At 71.7% G+C, this 15699-nt stretch carries 13 protein-coding genes and 2 tRNA genes; 9 read left to right on the top strand and 6 right to left on the bottom strand.

Translation table 11 applies throughout. The features are described from left to right. Nucleotides 1–357 precede the first annotated feature (357 nt). Nucleotides 358–489, top strand: coding sequence for a hypothetical protein (locus tag ACTXG6_RS40780; RefSeq protein ID WP_445184644.1), 132 nt, complete (start codon nucleotides 358–360; stop codon nucleotides 487–489). Nucleotides 490–654: 165 nt separating this feature from the next. On the opposite strand, the gene ACTXG6_RS40775 is transcribed toward ACTXG6_RS40780, so the two are convergent. Next, a complete protein-coding gene (locus ACTXG6_RS40775; RefSeq protein WP_445184643.1) occupies nucleotides 655–966 on the bottom strand; it encodes an EthD family reductase in 312 nt (103 codons plus the stop codon). 260 nt (nucleotides 967–1226) lie between these two features. Here ACTXG6_RS40775 and cimA point away from each other — a divergent pair, with 260 nt between their 5' ends. After that, nucleotides 1227–2882 carry a citramalate synthase gene (cimA, locus tag ACTXG6_RS40770; protein WP_445184642.1) on the top strand — a complete coding sequence of 552 codons (1656 nt, stop codon included), beginning with the start codon at nucleotides 1227–1229 and terminating at the stop codon, nucleotides 2880–2882. A gap of 105 nt (nucleotides 2883–2987) precedes the next feature. Here the strand turns inward: cimA and ACTXG6_RS40765 are convergent, their stop codons facing one another. Then, a complete protein-coding gene (locus tag ACTXG6_RS40765) occupies nucleotides 2988–4292 on the bottom strand; it encodes an FAD-dependent oxidoreductase (protein ID WP_445184641.1) in 1305 nt (434 codons plus the stop codon). Between the two features lie 554 nt (nucleotides 4293–4846). Here ACTXG6_RS40765 and ACTXG6_RS40760 point away from each other — a divergent pair. Then, nucleotides 4847–4918: transfer RNA gene (locus ACTXG6_RS40760), tRNA-Gln, on the top strand. 26 nt (nucleotides 4919–4944) lie between these two features. Next, nucleotides 4945–5017 (top strand) — tRNA-Glu (locus ACTXG6_RS40755). Nucleotides 5018–5463: 446 nt separating this feature from the next. On the opposite strand, the gene ACTXG6_RS40750 is transcribed toward ACTXG6_RS40755, so the two are convergent. Further along, nucleotides 5464–6165 carry an IclR family transcriptional regulator gene (locus tag ACTXG6_RS40750; RefSeq protein ID WP_445184640.1) on the bottom strand — a complete coding sequence of 234 codons (702 nt, stop codon included), beginning with the start codon at nucleotides 6163–6165 and terminating at the stop codon, nucleotides 5464–5466. A 61-nt stretch (nucleotides 6166–6226) separates the two neighbouring features. Between ACTXG6_RS40750 and leuC the strand changes: the two genes are divergently transcribed. The 3 genes from leuC (at nucleotide 6227) to ACTXG6_RS40735 (ending at nucleotide 9146) form a co-directional block, all read left to right on the top strand. Then, on the top strand, nucleotides 6227–7639 hold the full coding sequence (leuC, locus tag ACTXG6_RS40745) for a 3-isopropylmalate dehydratase large subunit (RefSeq protein WP_445184639.1): 1413 nt from the start codon (nucleotides 6227–6229) through the stop codon (nucleotides 7637–7639). Between the two features lie 69 nt (nucleotides 7640–7708). After that, complete coding sequence (gene leuD, locus ACTXG6_RS40740; protein WP_445184638.1) at nucleotides 7709–8311, top strand: 3-isopropylmalate dehydratase small subunit; 603 nt, start codon at nucleotides 7709–7711, stop codon at nucleotides 8309–8311. Between the two features lie 97 nt (nucleotides 8312–8408). Further along, on the top strand, nucleotides 8409–9146 hold the full coding sequence (locus tag ACTXG6_RS40735; RefSeq protein ID WP_445184637.1) for an HU family DNA-binding protein: 738 nt from the start codon (nucleotides 8409–8411) through the stop codon (nucleotides 9144–9146). A 171-nt stretch (nucleotides 9147–9317) separates the two neighbouring features. On the opposite strand, the gene ACTXG6_RS40730 is transcribed toward ACTXG6_RS40735, so the two are convergent. The 3 genes from ACTXG6_RS40730 to cofC all read right to left on the bottom strand — a co-directional run bounded on the left by ACTXG6_RS40730 (nucleotide 9318) and on the right by cofC (nucleotide 13682). Then, nucleotides 9318–10235, bottom strand: a complete 918-nt coding sequence (locus tag ACTXG6_RS40730) for an NUDIX hydrolase (RefSeq protein ID WP_445184636.1) — start codon at nucleotides 10233–10235, stop codon at nucleotides 9318–9320. A 26-nt stretch (nucleotides 10236–10261) separates the two neighbouring features. Beyond that, nucleotides 10262–12580, bottom strand: a complete 2319-nt coding sequence (locus tag ACTXG6_RS40725) for an RNA degradosome polyphosphate kinase (RefSeq protein ID WP_445184635.1) — start codon at nucleotides 12578–12580, stop codon at nucleotides 10262–10264. A gap of 403 nt (nucleotides 12581–12983) precedes the next feature. Then, on the bottom strand, nucleotides 12984–13682 hold the full coding sequence (gene cofC / locus ACTXG6_RS40720; protein WP_445184634.1) for a 2-phospho-L-lactate guanylyltransferase: 699 nt from the start codon (nucleotides 13680–13682) through the stop codon (nucleotides 12984–12986). 188 nt (nucleotides 13683–13870) lie between these two features. Between cofC and ACTXG6_RS40715 the strand changes: the two genes are divergently transcribed. Both ACTXG6_RS40715 and ACTXG6_RS40710 read left to right on the top strand, forming a co-directional pair. Beyond that, complete coding sequence (locus ACTXG6_RS40715; protein WP_445184633.1) at nucleotides 13871–14611, top strand: lysophospholipid acyltransferase family protein; 741 nt, start codon at nucleotides 13871–13873, stop codon at nucleotides 14609–14611. Nucleotides 14612–14664: 53 nt separating this feature from the next. After that, entirely contained in the window at nucleotides 14665–15663 is a 999-nt protein-coding gene (locus tag ACTXG6_RS40710) for an NAD(P)H-dependent glycerol-3-phosphate dehydrogenase (protein WP_445190255.1), read from the top strand. Nucleotides 15664–15699: the final 36 nt, after the last annotated feature.

Here is a 15699-nt window from a genome sequence, read left to right as displayed (position 1 = left end):
CGGGAAGGTCGCCGCCGGGCAACGGTCTCGAATGGCGCGCCGGGTGGCCAGGCGCGCGGAGGTGGGCCGCCGGTGGCTGGACCGCGGAGCTGGGCCGGGTGGCTGTGGTCGCCGCCGGGTTGCTGGCACAGACCAGGTGTAGGTCGCACAGGCCTTGTAGCCCCTGTGCGGAGTGCGGCCGGTCTGTGTGCCCCGTGGACAGTCCGTGCAGGGTGGCCGATCGGCGGGTCGGTGCCGGGGTGCCTCGACATCTGCCAGGCCCGGTGATTGGCGCCGCGCGCGGAAGCGAAAGTAACGTAGGGCCGTTTAGATCATGACTGCGGAGAGACTGGCGTTACTCTCGGTTGAACGAGGCCGGTGGCGTCGGCGAGAGTCGGGGTCGGGCGTGCGCTCGGTGAGCCGCCGCTCGGTGAGTTGCCGCTCGGTGAGCCGCCGCCCGGTGAGCCGCCGCCCGGTGAGCCGCCGCCCGGTGAGCGGCGGCCCCGGTGAGCCGCCGTCCGCGTGAGCGGGCCGCGCGGTGAGCCGCGGATTCCACCGACTCACCCCGCGGATTCCACCGACTCACCCCGCAGAATCCAGCGACTCGCGGGGGAGTCGGCGGTGATCGCGGGGGAGTCGGCGGTGATCGGTGCTCCGGTGCTCCGGTGCTCCGGGTCAGGCGTCCTCGGTCTCGCCGAAGATCAGCTGTGCGCCGGCGCCGGCGAAATTGGGCAGGTCCGCCCCGGCCGCCTGGAACTCGGGACTGCCCAGCGCGGCGAGCATCGCGTCCTTGGACGCCCAGCTGAGCACCGCGATCAGGTGGTACGGCGCCGTGCTGCCGTCCGGGCCGTCCTCGCACCAGTTCAGGGTGTAGCTGTCCAGTCCGGGGGCTTTCTTCGCCAGCGGCGCATGCACCTCGCGGTAGTGCTTGTCGAATGCGGCGGTGTCCTCGGGGTGGTTGTAGAGCACGGTGAGCTGGTACAACACTGATCCTCCTCGATCTCGGGTACGGGTCCATCTTGCTGGCCGCCGGCACGCGCCGCTGGGTTCCCACACCGCCGGGTGAACGGACTCGGCTCCAGAGGTGCTATCGTCGGCGGCGTGGCACACCAGTCTGTGATTATCGCGGAGCGCGTCGGGTAGCGAGCACCATCGCCCGACGCGCAGACCTCTCGCATTCGCGGGGGGTCTTTTTTGTTGCCTGATCCCGAGCTCGCCACCACCGATAACCAGGAGCAGCAGAGCCGATGTCCCGAACAGCACCCACCGGCACCCCCCTCGGAGACGCTTTCCACGTCTACGACACGACCCTGCGGGACGGCGCCCAGCGGGAGGGCATCAGCTACTCGGTGGCCGACAAGCTCGCTGTCGCCCGCCACCTCGACGCGCTCGGGGTGGGCTTCATCGAGGGTGGCTGGCCGGGCGCGCTGCCCAAGGACACCGAGTTCTTCGCGCGCGCCGCCGCCGGGGAGCTGCAACTGCGGCACGCGGCGCTGGTCGCCTTCGGTGCCACCCGCAAGGCCGGCGTCCGGACGGAGGACGACCCGCAGGTCCGCGCGCTGCTGGCATCCGAGGCGCGGGTGGTCACCCTGGTGGCCAAGTCGGACCGCCGGCACATCGAGCGGGCGCTGCGCACCGACGTGGTGGAGAACTGCGCGATGGTGGCCGACACCGTGGCGCTGCTGCGCGCGGAGGGCCGGCGGGTGTTCCTGGACGCCGAGCACTTCTTCGACGGCTTCCAGTTCGACCCGGACACCGCGCTGCGGGTGCTGGACGCGGCGATGACCGCCGGTGCCGACGTCGCCGTCCTGTGCGACACCAACGGCGGGATGTTGCCCCTGCGCCTCGCCGAGATCGTCGGCGAGGTGGCCGACCTGACCGGGTTCCGGCTCGGCATCCACTGCCAGGACGACACCGGCTGCGCGGTGGCCAACAGCGTGGCGGCGGTACAGGCCGGCGCCAGCCACGTGCAGTGCACCGCGAACGGCTACGGGGAGCGGGCCGGCAACGCCGACCTGTTCGCCGTCGTCGGGAACCTGGTGACCAAGCTCGACATGCCTGTCCTACCGGACGGGGCATTCGCCGAGCTGACCCGGACCTCGCACGCGTTGGCGGAGATCGCCAACATCGCCCCCGACACCCACCAGGCTTATGTCGGGGCGTCAGCGTTCGCTCACAAGGCGGGCCTGCACGCGAGTGCGATCAAGGTCGATCCCGAGCTGTACAACCACATGGACCCCACGGTTGTCGGCAACGGGCAGCGGGTGCTGGTCACCGAGATGGCCGGCCGGGCGAGCGTCGAACTCAAGGGAATCGAGTTCGGCCTCGACCTGGCCGGCCACCCGGCCGCCGTGTCCTCGGTGGTCGCCACGGTCAAGGAGCGGGAAGCAAACGGATGGTCTTTCGAGGCGGCCGAGGCCTCCCTCGAGCTGCTGATGCGCTCGGCGATGGACCCGGAGTCGGCGCCGGTCCCACCGTTCACCCTGGAGTCCTACCGGGTGATCGTGGAGCGGCGCGCGGACGGTGAGGTGATCGCCGAGGCGACCGTCAAGATGGTCGTCGACGGCCGGCGGGTTATCGCGACGGAAGAGGGCAACGGCCCGGTCAACGCACTGGACGCGGCACTGCGGGCGGCGTTGTCGCCATCGTGTCCGTGGCTGGACGGCGTCGAGCTGTCCGACTACAAGGTGCGCATCCTGAACCCCCGGCGCGGTTCCGGGCACGGCACCGACGCGGTCACCCGGGTGCTGGTGGAGAGCACTGAACACGGTGGGGACCGGGCCGGCTCGTGGACCACGGTCGGGGTGCACGGCAACGTGGTGGAGGCGTCCTGGCTGGCGCTGGTGGACGCGCTGACCTTCGCGTCGATGCGGCAGCGCGCCCCGCTGACCGCGGTCCGCTGACTGCTCGAACGCGGAGACCGGCGCTGACTGGCTGAGACGGGCGCGCCGCCTCGGCGGTGGCGCGCCGCCCCCCTCGGCGACGCGCCACCGGTCATACCGACCGCCCTACTCGGCGGTCGCGAACGCGACCGCCGGGCGTCGCCTGGCCCAGGACGGAGCGTGCTCCGGCAGCGGGCCGACCGCGACCAGGTAGCCGGGGATCGCCTGCAGCAGTGGGTACCGGCCCAGCAGTTTCACCGCCCGGGGCAGCTCGGTCGCGCGGGGCCGGTCGGTCGGGTCGGCGGCGAGCTGGGGGCCGAGCACGGCCTTGTGCACGAGCCGTTGGCCGGCCTGGATCAGGATCGCGGGCCACCGCCGGCGACGCTGCACCCGCTTGAGCCGGGCCGGGGTGACCCCGTGCGAGAGGCGCAGCGGCGCGGCGAGGAGTCGGGCGGCGGCGACCGCGTCCGCCACCGCGAGGTTGATGCCGACCCCACCCACCGGCGACATGGCGTGCGCGGCATCGCCGATCAACAGCAGCCCGTCTGAGAACCACCGCCGCATCCGGTCGACCTTGACGTCCAGCAGCTTCACGTCGTCCCAGCTGCCGATTGTGTCCAGCCGGTCCGAGGTCCACGGCACGAGTCCGGCCATCTCGGTCCGCAGCGCCGCCACCCCGGCCGCCCGGAGGTTGGCGTCGCCGCCCTTGCGGATCACATAGGCGACCTGCCAGTAGTCACCCCGGTCCAGCATCACCACGAGGTGGCCGACCGAGAACCGGCCGACGTTGCCGACCGGGTCGCCGTCGCGGCGGGGCAGCCGGAACCAGCACACGTCGATCGGCGCACCGAACGTGCGGGGCGCCACCCCGGCCGCCGCGCGCACCGTCGAGTCGCGCCCGTCGCAGCCCACGGTGAGCGCGGCCCGCAGCTCGTGCTCGGTCCCGGTGGATCCGCTGCCGCGGTTCTCCTCGGGCTCGCCGCTGTGTTCGGTGCGGTCCCGGTAGCGCACGCCGACCACCCGGCCGTGCTCGGTGAGCAGCCCGGTCACCTCCGCGTTGCGCAGCAGGGTGAAGCTCGGCTCCCGCGCGGCGGCGGTGGCCAGCAGTTCGAGGAAGTCCCACTGCGGGACGAGCGCGATGTGCTTGTGCCCGCCGGGGATCCGGCTCAGCCCGATGGTCACCGAGCCGGCGTCCATCTCCATGGTGATCGTGTCGACCAGCCGGTGCGGGATCTCGGCGAACTCCGGTCCGAGCCCGAGCTCGTCGAGCAGCCTCAACGTGGAGGCGTGCACCGTGTCGCCGCGGAAGTCGCGCAGGAAGTCCGCGTGCTTCTCCAGGACGGTGACCTGCACCCCGGCCCTGGCCAGCAGGAGCCCGAGCACCATCCCAGCGGGGCCGCCGCCGACGACGACACATTCTGTTTCGGTCATCTGCCTGTTGCCTCACCATAATTCAACCTTGTTGAATGCGGTGTCAGTCTGCTCGCCCGCCGAGCTGTGGTCAAGCGCGCACGGTGCGACTGAGATCACCTTGTCGCTGTCGGGCCGCGGTCCACAATTCGTGCGGACGAATGGCTGCCTCGGCGGCGGGAATATGAGCCATAAGGGGCATAACGTTCCACCTGAAGAGTGTCGGGGGAATTGACGTGATCCCTCTCACGGTGCACCGTGGCGCGATCTTCGGCGGTTCGGACACTCGGTCTCCGACCCGCGAAGGCCGGGTCCGAGCTGTCGGCGAAGCCGGGTCGCGGGGCCTGGTGGTCGCTCCCCGGTGCGGCGTGCGAAGAGGGGGGTGGGCGCCGCGGGGCGCCGTCGCGGCCGTGACCAGGAAAGATCCGGGTACGGCCGGCGGGTGCCCGTCCGCTTGGCCGGACCGGGTGTCGACCGCGAGCCGATGGAGTGGGGGTGGCGGTTTGAGACGTCCCGGACGGGTCAGCTACGATCTGTCGCAGCACGGAACACCGGCGACGGTGCTCCACAGCAATTGGGGTATGGTGTAATCGGCAGCACGACTGATTCTGGTTCAGTTAGTCTAGGTTCGAGTCCTGGTACCCCAGCGGATTCGGTGCAAACCGTATCCCTTGGCCCCGTCGTCTAGCGGCCTAGGACGCCGCCCTCTCAAGGCGGTAGCGCGGGTTCAAATCCCGTCGGGGCTACAGAGGCTGGGAGAGCCCTGTCCACGGAATATGTGGACAGGGCTCTTTCGCATTTTGCCCTGGGGGCCGAGCCCCCAGACCCCGCGCCGGGGGCATGCCCCCGGACCCCCACCCTGGTCACCTTTGGTGTCCCCGGTGGTCGGGTTTTGGTGCCTCGGTCACCTTCGCCTCGGCTCGGTCACCTTTGGTGTCCCGGTCACCTTCGCCTCGGCTCGGTCACCTTTGGTGTCCCGGTCACCTTCGCCTCGGCTCGGTCACCTTTGGTGTCCCGGTCACCTTGTGTCCCGCGAGTCGGGGGTTTTGTCAGGGTGAGTCGGGGGTTTCGTCAGCGTGAACGGCTCGACCGTGCGGTGTCAGTGGCCGGGGTTGCGGGGTTTCGCCTTCGGCCTTGGGGGCGCCGACAGGCTGGGTGGCCTGGGGTCGGGTGGCCTGGGGTCGGCTCACCGTTAGAGGCGGTGTTGTAGGGCGTCGGCGGCGGCCAGGAGGTTTGCGGCCCAGCGGGCGCCGGGGCGGCGGCCTATGCGGTCTACCGGGCCGGAGACTGAGACTGCCGCGACCACCTGGCCGGCCGAGTTGCGGACCGGCGCCGACACGCTGGCCACCCCGGTCTCCCGCTCGGCGACACTCTGCGCCCAGCCTCGCCGGCGCACGTCCATCAGCGTCCGCTCGGAGTAGGCCGCGTCGGACAGCACCGCGCGCTGGGTGGCCGGGTCGGCCCAGGCGGCCAGCACCTTCGCCCCGGAGCCGGCGCCCATCGAGAGCCGGGTGCCGACCGGCACGGTGTCCCGCAGCCCACTGGCCGGCTCCGACGCCGCCACGCAGATCCGGTACATGCCGTCACGCCGGTAGAGCTGCACGCTCTCGCCGGTAAGGTCGCGGAGCCGGGGCAGTACCGCCGCCGCGGCCTCCAGCAGTGGGTCGCCGGAGCGGGACGCCAGCTCGCCCAGGGTCGGCCCGGGACGCCACCGGCCGTCCGCGCCCCGGTGGAGCAACCCGTGCACTTCCAGACCGACCGCGAGCCGGTGCGCGGTCGCCCGGGGCAACCCGGTCCGCTGGCACAGCTCGGAGAGCCCGCACGGCTCGGCCGCGGCCGCCCAGAGCACTCCGACGGCTTTGTCCAGCACGCCAATCCCGCTATGCTGTCTCACGGAACGATACTAACTTCCCGGTATGTGGGAAGTCTAGATCGACGGGTAATCGGAGGAAGCGATGGGAAGGACGCTCGCGGAGAAGGTCTGGGACGAGCACCTGGTGCGGCGCGGGCAGGGCGCCGAGCCCGACCTGATCTACATCGACCTGCATCTCGTGCACGAGGTCACCAGTCCGCAGGCGTTTGACGGGTTGCGGCTCGCTGGGCGCCCGCTGCGCCGACCGGATCTCACGGTCGCCACCGAGGACCACAACGTGCCCACCAAGGATGTCGACCTGCCGATCGCGGACCCGGTGTCGCGCACCCAGGTGGAGACGCTGCGCCGCAACTGCGCCGAGTTCGGGGTACCGCTGTACTCCATGAACCACGCCGAGCAGGGCATCGTGCACATCATCGGCCCGCAGCTCGGTCTGACCCAGCCCGGCATGACCGTGGTCTGCGGCGACAGTCACACCTCGACGCACGGCGCGTTCGGCTCGATGGCCTTCGGCATCGGTACCTCCGAGGTCGAGCACGTGATGGCCACCCAGACGCTGCCGCTCAAGCGGTTCAAGACCATGGCGATCAACATCAACAGCGCCGACGGCACCCTGCGCCCCGGGGTCACCAGCAAGGACGTCGTACTGGCTGTCATCGCCAAGATCGGCACCGGCGGTGGCCAGGGCTACGTGCTTGAGTATCGCGGCAACGTCATCGAGAACCTGTCGATGGAAGCCCGGATGACCGTCTGCAACATGTCCATCGAGGCGGGCGCCCGAGCCGGCATGATCGCCCCGGACGCGATCACCTACGAGTACCTCAACGGCCGCGACCACGCCCCGAAGGGTGCGGAGTGGGACGAGGCGGTGGCCGCCTGGGAACAGCTGCGCACCGACGACGACGCCACCTTCGACGCCGAGGTCGACGTCGACGCCGACACCCTCACCCCGTTCGTCACCTGGGGCACCAACCCCGGCCAGGGCCTGCCGCTGAGCGCACGGGTGCCGGACCCGAGGGAGATCGCCGACGAGAACGAGCGGGTCGCCGCGGAGAAGGCGCTGACCTACATGGGCCTGACGGCGGGGACCCCGCTGCGTGAGGTCCCGGTGGACACCGTCTTCGTCGGGTCCTGCACCAACGGCCGGATCGAGGACCTGCGGGCCGCCGCCGCGGTGATCAAGGGGCGCAAGGTCGCCGACGGGGTGCGCATGCTCGTGGTGCCCGGCTCGATGCGGGTGCGCTTCCAGGCCGAGAAGGAGGGCCTCAGCGACGTGTTCACCGCCGCCGGCGCGGAGTGGCGCTCGGCGGGCTGCTCGATGTGCCTCGGCATGAACCCCGACCAGCTCGCACCCGGTGAGCGCAGCGCGTCCACCTCGAACCGCAACTTCGAAGGCCGCCAGGGCAAGGGTGGCCGCACCCACCTGGTGTCCCCGCTGGTCGCTGCCGCCACCGCCGTGCGCGGCACCCTGTCCTCGCCCGAAGACCTGGACTGACCCCGTGAGTGGCGAGTGGTCCGATAGGGCCACTCGCCACTCACGAGCCCGACGAAGGAGGGCAATCCCATGGAGCCATTCACCACGCACACCGGCATCGGTGTGCCACTGCGCCGGTCCAACGTGGACACCGACCAGATCATCCCGGCGGTGTACCTGAAGCGGGTCACCCGCACCGGGTTCGAGGACGGGTTGTTCTCCGCCTGGCGCCAGGACGAGAACTTCATCCTGAACATCGAGCCCTTCTCCCGGGGCAGCGTGTTGGTCGCCGGCCAGGACTTCGGCACCGGGTCCTCCCGGGAGCACGCGGTCTGGGCGCTCAAGGACTACGGGTTCCGCGTGGTCATCTCGTCCCGGTTCGCGGACATCTTCCGGGGTAACTCGGGCAAGGGCGGCCTGCTCACCGCCCAGTGCAGCCAGGACGACGTCGAGCTGCTGTGGAAGCTGCTGGAGAACGAGCCGGGCACCGAGGTCACTGTCGACCTGACCGAGAAGGCCATCTCCGCGAAGGACCTCTCGATGCGCTTCGAGGTCGACGAGTATGTCCGGTGGCGGCTGTTGGAAGGCCTCGACGACATCGGCCTCACCCTGCGCAACGAGGGCGACATCGACCGCTTCGAGGCCACCCGGCCCGCCCGGCTGCCCCGCACGGTGATCACCACTTCGGGGTGATCGACGGGGCGGCTGGTGGCTGACCAGCCATAACCTCTACGGTGGGGCCAGATAACCGTGGCCTATCGGGGCCGGGGAAAGCTGGAAGGGGCACGAGGTGAACAAGGCTGAGCTCGTCACAGCTCTCGCCGAGCACCTGGAAGGCGACCGCAAGGTCGCCACCACTGCATTGGACGGGTTGCTCGACGTGATCGTCCGCACGGTGCACGCCGGCGACTCCGTGACGTTGACCGGGTTCGGCGTGTTCGAGCGGCGCGAGCGCGCCGCCCGCTCGGGTCGCAACCCCCGTACCGGACAGGTGATCGAGGTGCCGGCCACGGCGGTACCGGCGTTCCGGCCGGGCGCCGGGTTCCGGGACGTGGTCAGCGGAGTTCGCGAGCCGGGTGCGCGGTCGGCCGCCGCCCCGGCCGCCACCGCGACCAGGGCCGCGCGACCCGCCGCCAGGGCCGCCGTCAACGGGGCGGCCGCGCCGGCGGCGGCGAAGCCGGCCGCGAGGAAGCCTGCCGCTGCCCAGCCAGCGGCCGCGAAGCCTGCCGCTGCCAAGCCGGCGACCGCGAAGCCTGCCGCTGCCAAGCCGGCGGCTGCCAAGCCGGCCGCCAAGGCTGCCACGAAGCCGGCGGCCAGGGCCGCCGCCAAGCCGGCGACCAAGCCCACTGCCGCCGCCACTGCCGAGCCCAAGGTCGCCACCAAGCCCGAGGTGAAGCCGGCCGCGGCGAAGAACGGCGCCAAAGGCAAGGCGGCCAAGGCGGCCAAGGCCGTCAAGGACACCGCGAAGAGCGCCGCGAAGAACGGCAAGGTGGACGCCAAGGCCGTCAAGAAGAAGTCCAAGAAGTAGCGCCCAGCGGCCGCAACCGCGGCGTCGCGCCGACCGGCTGCCCGGGGGCCTGGGTCACCCAGCTCCCCGGGCAGCTCCGTCGGAACACTCAGGACTACAACTCCGGACTACAACTCCGGGCGGAACAACTCCGGACTACCGCTCCGGACTACCGCTCCGGGACGCGCCGGCTCAGTGCCCGGGCGCCGGGTAGTAGTCGGCGCTGACCACCCGGTCGCCGCTGAAACCCAGCACCCAGGTGCTCGCCTTGCGGGACGTCGCCCCCTGGTCGCCGGTCAGCCGGTCGACCAGGTCCGGGATCACGCCACCCTGGCTGCACACCACCGGCACGTCCGGGCCGGCGGCCAGCTCGCGCAGTCGCGCCAGGCTGGCGTCCGGGTCCTTCCAGTAGCTGTCCTCGCTCAACAGCGGTTCCGGCGTGATCGTCAGACCGAGCTTGTCGGCCAGTGGCTGGATGGTCTGCGGGCAGCGGACCGGCGGTGCCGCGTACGCCCGGGCCGGTCCGAACAGGCTGAGCAGCGCGCTGAGCGCGCTGGCCTGCTCGCGCCCCTTGGGGGTGAGCGGGCGCAACTCGTCCTCGCCGGACCAGTCACTCCGGGTACCCGCCTTGGCGTGCCGGACGAGCAGCAACGGCCGAGGGGGCAGCTCCCACCGGCGGAAGCGGTCCAGCAGCTCGCGGTCGCGGACGTAGGTCAGCAGCTCGCCGGCGGCATCCAGCCCGAGCCAGCGCAGCTCGTCCACCTCGTGGTTCGGGGTGAACTCGCCGCCGCCGGCCCTGGCGCTCCAGTAGTGCACCACCTTGGCGCCCTGCGGCACCTGGTAATGGCTCTCGCCGAGCCGCGCGCCGAGGGCCGCCGAGATGCTGGTCTCCTCGGTCACCTCCCGCAGGGCCGCGACCGGCGCCGTCTCGCCGTGCTCCAGCTTGCCCTTCGGCAGCGACCAGTCGTCGTAGCGCGGCCGGTGCACCAGGGCCGTCTCCAGGCTGCCGTCGGCGGCCGGGCGCCACAGCACCGCCCCGGCGGCCACCACGTCCGGCTTCGCGTAGTTCGTCACGTCGTCAGTCTTGTCGTCGCTCTTGTTGTCGGTCATCTGGGTGTCGCCCGGTCCCGTATTCGTCACTCGGCGGGCGCGAGCGCGACCGCGTGCCGGCGCAGGCACTCGGCCTGGTGGTCGCGTACCGGGCCGGCGCCGCTGCCCGGCTCCGGCGACGGTGTCCAGACGCCGTCCGGCTCGAGTATCCAACAGCGCGTCGACGGGTCCAGCGCGGAGTTCATGATGCCGTCCAGCTGCTCGGTCAGCTTCGGATTGACCCGCAGCAGCACCTCGACCCGGCGGTCCAGGTTGCGGTGCATGATGTCGGCGCTGCCGATCCAGTACTCGCCGGCGCCCTCGAAGTGGAAGATCCGCGAGTGCTCCAGGAATCGGCCCAGGATCGAGCGGACCCGGATGTTCTCGCTGAGCCCCGCGCGCCCGGGCACCAGCGCGCAGATGCCCCGGACCACGATGTCGACCGGCACCCCGGCCTGCGACGCCCGGTACAGCGCGTCGATCACCTGCTCGTCGACCAGGGAGTTCATCTTGAACCGGATGCCCGCCGGCTCGCCGGCCCGGTGGTGCGCGATCTCGGTGTCGATCCGCTCGAGCAGGCCGCGGCGCACACCGTAGGGGGCCACCAACAGGGTGCGGTAGCGGCTCTGCCTGGCGTAGCCGGTCAGTGCGTTGAACAGGTCGGCGACGTCGGCGCCCACGGTCGGGTCGGCGGTCAGCACACCGAGGTCCTCGTAGAGCCGCGCGGTCTTGGGGTTGTAGTTGCCGGTGCCGACGTGGCAGTAGCGCCGGATCCGGGAGCCCTCCTGGCGCACCACCATCGACGTCTTGCAGTGCGTCTTCAGCCCGACCAACCCGTACACCACGTGCACGCCCGCCTTCTCCAGCTCACGGGCCCAGCGGATGTTGGCCTTCTCATCGAACCGCGCCTTCAGCTCGACCAGCGCGACCACCTGCTTGTTGGCCTCGGCGGCACTGACCAGCGCGTCGACGATCGGTGAGTCGCCGGAGGTGCGGTAGAGCGTCTGCTTGATGGCCAGCACCTGCGGGTCGGCGGCGGCCTGCTCGATGAACCGCTGCACGCTGGTGGAGAACGAGTCGTACGGGTGGTGCACGAGTACGTCGCCCTGGCGCAGCGTGGCGAACACGCTCTTGGGCGTCTCCCCCTCAGCGAAGGCCGGGTGGGTCGCCGGCACAAAAGGGGCGTCCTTGAGCTCGGGGCGGTCGACCCCGTAGACCCGCCAGAGCATCGTCAGGTCGAGCAGCCCGGGCACCACCATGACGTCGTGCGGGTCGACGTCGAGCTCGCGCAGCAGCAGCTCCAGCACGTGCTCGCTCATCGTGTCGGTGACCTCGAGGCGCACCGGCGGGCCGAACCTGCGCCGCGCCAGCTCCCGCTCCAGCGCCTGCAGCAGGTCCTCGTCGCGGTCCTCCTCGACGTCCAGGTCGGCGTTGCGGGTGACCCGGAAGGCGTGGTGCTCGGCGACCTCCATCCCGGTGAACAGCTCGCCGAGGTTCGCCGCGATCAGGTCCTCGACCGGCAGGAACACGTCGTTGCCCTGCTCCGAGATGACCGGGACCAGCCGGGGCACGTTGTTGGGCACCTTCACCCTGGCGAACCGCTCGATCTGCGACTGCGGGTCGCGCACCGTCACGGCCAGGTTCAGCGACAGCCCCGAGATGTACGGGAACGGGTGCGCCGGGTCGACCGCGAGCGGCGTGAGCACCGGGAACACCTGCTCGAAGAAGTACTGGGAGAGCGCCTTGCTCTGGGTGTCGGTGAGGTCGCGCCAGCGGACCAGGTGGACACCCTGCTCCTCCAGCTCCGGCTGCACCGAGTCCTGGAAGACCCTGGCGTGCCGCTCGGCCAGCGCCTGGCTGCGCTCGGCGATGCGGGCCAGCTGTTCGCGCGGGGTGAGGCCGTCGGCGGAGCGGACCGCGAGGCCGGTCTCGTCCCGGCGCTTGAGACCGGCCACCCGGACCATGAAGAACTCGTCGAGGTTGGAGGCGAAGATGGCGAGGAACTTTGCCCGCTCGAGCAGCGGCTGGCTGGTGTCCTCGGCCAGCGCGAGCACCCGGGCGTTGAAGTCCAGCCAGGACAGCTCCCGGTTCAGGTAGCGGTCGTCGGGCAGGTCGGTGTGCGTCTCGGACGGCGTCGGCGCGGGTGGCGCTGCCGGGGTCGACTGGTCGACGCCGCCCGGGCGCGGTGCCGGCCGGCGTCCCGGGCCGGTGTCCGAGGCGGTGCCCGCCGGGGTGCCGTTGGTCCCCCATGCCGGGGTCGCCGATGCTGGGGTCGCCGATGCCGGGGTCGATGCCGACGTCGATGCCGACGCCGATGCCGACGCCGATGCCGGGGTCGCCGGGGCCGGGGTCGCCGGGACCGTCACCGCCGCCGGGGGGCCGACAACCGCGGGGGTGCCGGCCGCGGTGGTGTCCGGTGCGCCGTTGGTAGCGGTGGCCCCGGGCGTGCTCGCCGTCGTTGTTGCCGGCGTGCTTGTTGCCGGCGTGCTTGTTGCCGGCGTGCTTGTTGCCGGCGTGGACTTGGCGGACGCGGATCTGGCCGACCTGGGCTTGGCCGGCACGTCGGCGGACGCCCGACCGCTGCCGGTGGGCGCCGAACGGGGCGCCGGCGTACCTCGTCGGGTAGGTCGGGTTGTCCGTCGTCCGTTTTGTCCCTCGGAAGCCACGAGGTCATTGTTGCCCAACGGCGTCAAGAGGGAAGCCCCCACCGAGAGGGGCCGTAGGTGAACAGCAGGTCACGATCGACCATCGGTGCTCCGACGGGCTGGTTCAGGGCAGCTGTTTGGCGGTGCTGCGCAGGGCGGCCAGGGTCGCGGGGCCGAGGCCCAGCTCGGCGGCCCGCCGCAGATCAGCCGCGGTGTCCACGTCCTGGCGCAGACCGGGCCAGTCGCCGCGCAGCCGGAGCGCACCGGCCCGCTCGTGCGCCTCGGCCGAACCCACCCCGAACCGGGGGGCCAGCGGCACGCCCGGCGCGCAGACCAGCAGCGTTGTCCCGCTGCCCTGGGCGTCCGAGCAGAACGCCCGGGGCGCGCTGCCGGCCGCCATCGCGATCCGGGCGTGTGCCAGGGCGTCAGCGAGCTCCTCGGAGCGCAGCGCGGGCAGGTCGGCCTGCAGTGCGCCGACCGGGCGCGCCGGGTCCTGGGCCAGCAACACCTCGGCACCGAAGGTCAGCGCCGCGTTGAGCCCCCGCTCCGGGTGATCGGCCAGGACCCGCACCCCGTCGGCCCGCAGCGCCGACGCGACCTCCGGGTCGGAGGTGATAGCAATCACGTCGTGCACCCCGCGCGCGGAGCGGGCCGCGGCGATGGTGTCCATGGCGAGCGCAAGGGACAACCGGGCGTGCGCCATCGGGTCGCCGATGCCGTCGTCGGCCGCGCCACGCAGCCGCGTCTTGGCCCTGGCCAGCGACTTGACCGGGACGACGAGGTCCACCGGTGGCACCCGACCCACCTCCACCCGACCGGTCATACCTTCATCGTTCCACTCTCGCGCCGGTGCCGCGGGCCACCACGCCACCGGGGTGGGTTGCTGGACCATCGGCGCCCGCCCGGTACAGACTCACGCCGGTAACCGCCCGGTAAAGACTCGCCGCGGCGGTCGGGACACTAGATCCGGAACGGCCGGGTTGCAGGGCGCGCAATCGAGGAGGTTGGCGGGTGGCGCGGGAAAAGGGCGGCTTCTGGGTCGGGCTGAGCGCGGTGATGTTCTATCCGTTCACCTGGGCGGTGAGTCGCTGGCGGATAGAGGGCTTGGAGCACATCCCGGCGACCGGTTCGGCGCTGGTGGTGGCGAACCACATCTCCTACGTGGACCCGCTGTACTCGGCGGTGTTCGTGCACCGGGCCCGGCGGGTACCCCGGTTCCTGGCGAAGGCCAGCATCTGGAAGGTGCCGGTGGCCGGTTGGACGATGGCCGGCAGCGGCCAGATCCCGGTCTACCGCGACTCGGCGGACGCCCAGCAGAGCCTGCGCGCCGGCGTCGAGGCACTGCGCAACGGCAAGCTGGTGGTGATCTACCCGGAGGGCACCATCACCCGGGACCCGGCCGGCTGGCCGATGCAGTCCCGGACCGGGGTGGCCCGCCTCGCGCTGTCCGGCGACATCCCGGTGCTGCCGATGGTGCACTGGGGTACCCGCGAGGTGTACGACCACTACAACGGCAAGAAGTTCCGCCCGATACCGCGCAAGGAGGTCGTGGTGCGCTGTGGCCCGCCGCTGGACCTGAGCGCGTTCGCCGGCCGTCCGATCGACGCGGCGCTGCTGCGTGAGGCGACCGACTTCATGATGGCCGCGGTGCGCGACCTGCTCGCCGAGGTCCGCAACGAGCCGGCGCCGGCGGACTTCTACCGGCGGAGCCGTGCCGCCGGGGGACCGGTCGAGGGCGACGCGGCGTCGTGAGCCGGGTGGACGTCTCGGCCGTGGAGGTCACGGCCGGGTTGGAGCCGTCGGGCGTGCGTCGGCTGGCGGTGCTCGGTGCCGGGTCGTGGGGAACCACGTTCGCCAAGGTGGTCGCCGACGCCGGGCGCCCGGTGACGCTCTGGGCCCGCCGGCCGGAGGTCGCCGCCGAGATCAACGAGCGGCACGCCAACCCGGAGTACCTGCCCGGGATCCGGCTGCCCGAACTGATCACCGCCACGGCGGACGCCGCCGAGGCGATGGACGGCGCGGACGCCGTGGTGTTCGCGGTGCCCTCGCAGACGCTGCGCAAGAACCTCATCGGCTGGCGGGACGCGCTGCCGCCCGGCGCGACGCTGGTCAGCCTGGCCAAGGGGGTCGAGCTGGGCAGCCTCAGCCGGATGAGCGAAGTGATCACCGAGGTGGCCGACGTGCCGGCCGGCCAGGTCGCCGTGGTGAGCGGGCCGAACCTGGCCAGGGAGATCGCCGAGGAGCAGCCGACCGCCACGGTGATCGCCTGCACGGACCACGGCCGGGCGGTCGCCCTTCAGCTGGCCTGCACCACCGGCTACTTCCGGGTCTACACCAACACCGACCTGGTGGGCGCCGAGCTGGGCGGTGCCGGCAAGAACGTGATCGCGCTGGCCTGCGGGATCGCCGCCGGTATGGGCTTCGGCGACAACACCAGGGCGTCGCTGATCACCCGGGGACTGGCCGAGACGGCCCGGCTGGGGGTGCGCCTCGGCGCCGACCCGCTGACCTTCGCCGGGCTGGCCGGCCTTGGCGACCTGGTGGCCACCTGCTCGTCGTCGCTGTCGCGCAACCGGAGCTTCGGCGAGCGGCTGGGCCGGGGCGAGAGCCTCGCCGAGGCGGAGGCGGCCAACCACGGCCAGGTGGCGGAGGGCGTGAAGTCCTGCGTGTCGATCTGTGAGCTGGCCGCGCGGCACGAGGTGGACGTGCCGATCGCGGACGGGGTGCGCCGGGTGTGCCACGAGGGCATGTCGGCCGCCGCGATGGCCAAGCAGCTGATCAGCCGCACCCTGAAGCCGGAGTGATCCCCGGGCCGGCGGTGTCGAGGACGTAGCGTGGTG

The organism is Pseudonocardia sp. Cha107L01, from assembly GCF_052566575.1.
This window is presented reverse-complemented; position numbering and strand designations above follow the sequence as displayed.

Bases quoted from the DNA above. Each gene is read 5' to 3' on its own strand.
- leuD (WP_445184638.1), top strand. From the start codon at position 7,709: ATGGAGCCATTCACCACGCACACCGGCATCGGTGTGCCACTGCGCCGG.
- cimA (WP_445184642.1), top strand. From the start codon at position 1,227: ATGTCCCGAACAGCACCCACCGGCACCCCCCTCGGAGACGCTTTCCAC.
- ACTXG6_RS40765 (WP_445184641.1), bottom strand. From the start codon at position 4,292: ATGACCGAAACAGAATGTGTCGTCGTCGGCGGCGGCCCCGCTGGGATG.
- ACTXG6_RS40730 (WP_445184636.1), bottom strand. From the start codon at position 10,235: ATGACCGACAACAAGAGCGACGACAAGACTGACGACGTGACGAACTAC.
- leuC (WP_445184639.1), top strand. From the start codon at position 6,227: ATGGGAAGGACGCTCGCGGAGAAGGTCTGGGACGAGCACCTGGTGCGG.
- cofC (WP_445184634.1), bottom strand. From the start codon at position 13,682: ATGACCGGTCGGGTGGAGGTGGGTCGGGTGCCACCGGTGGACCTCGTC.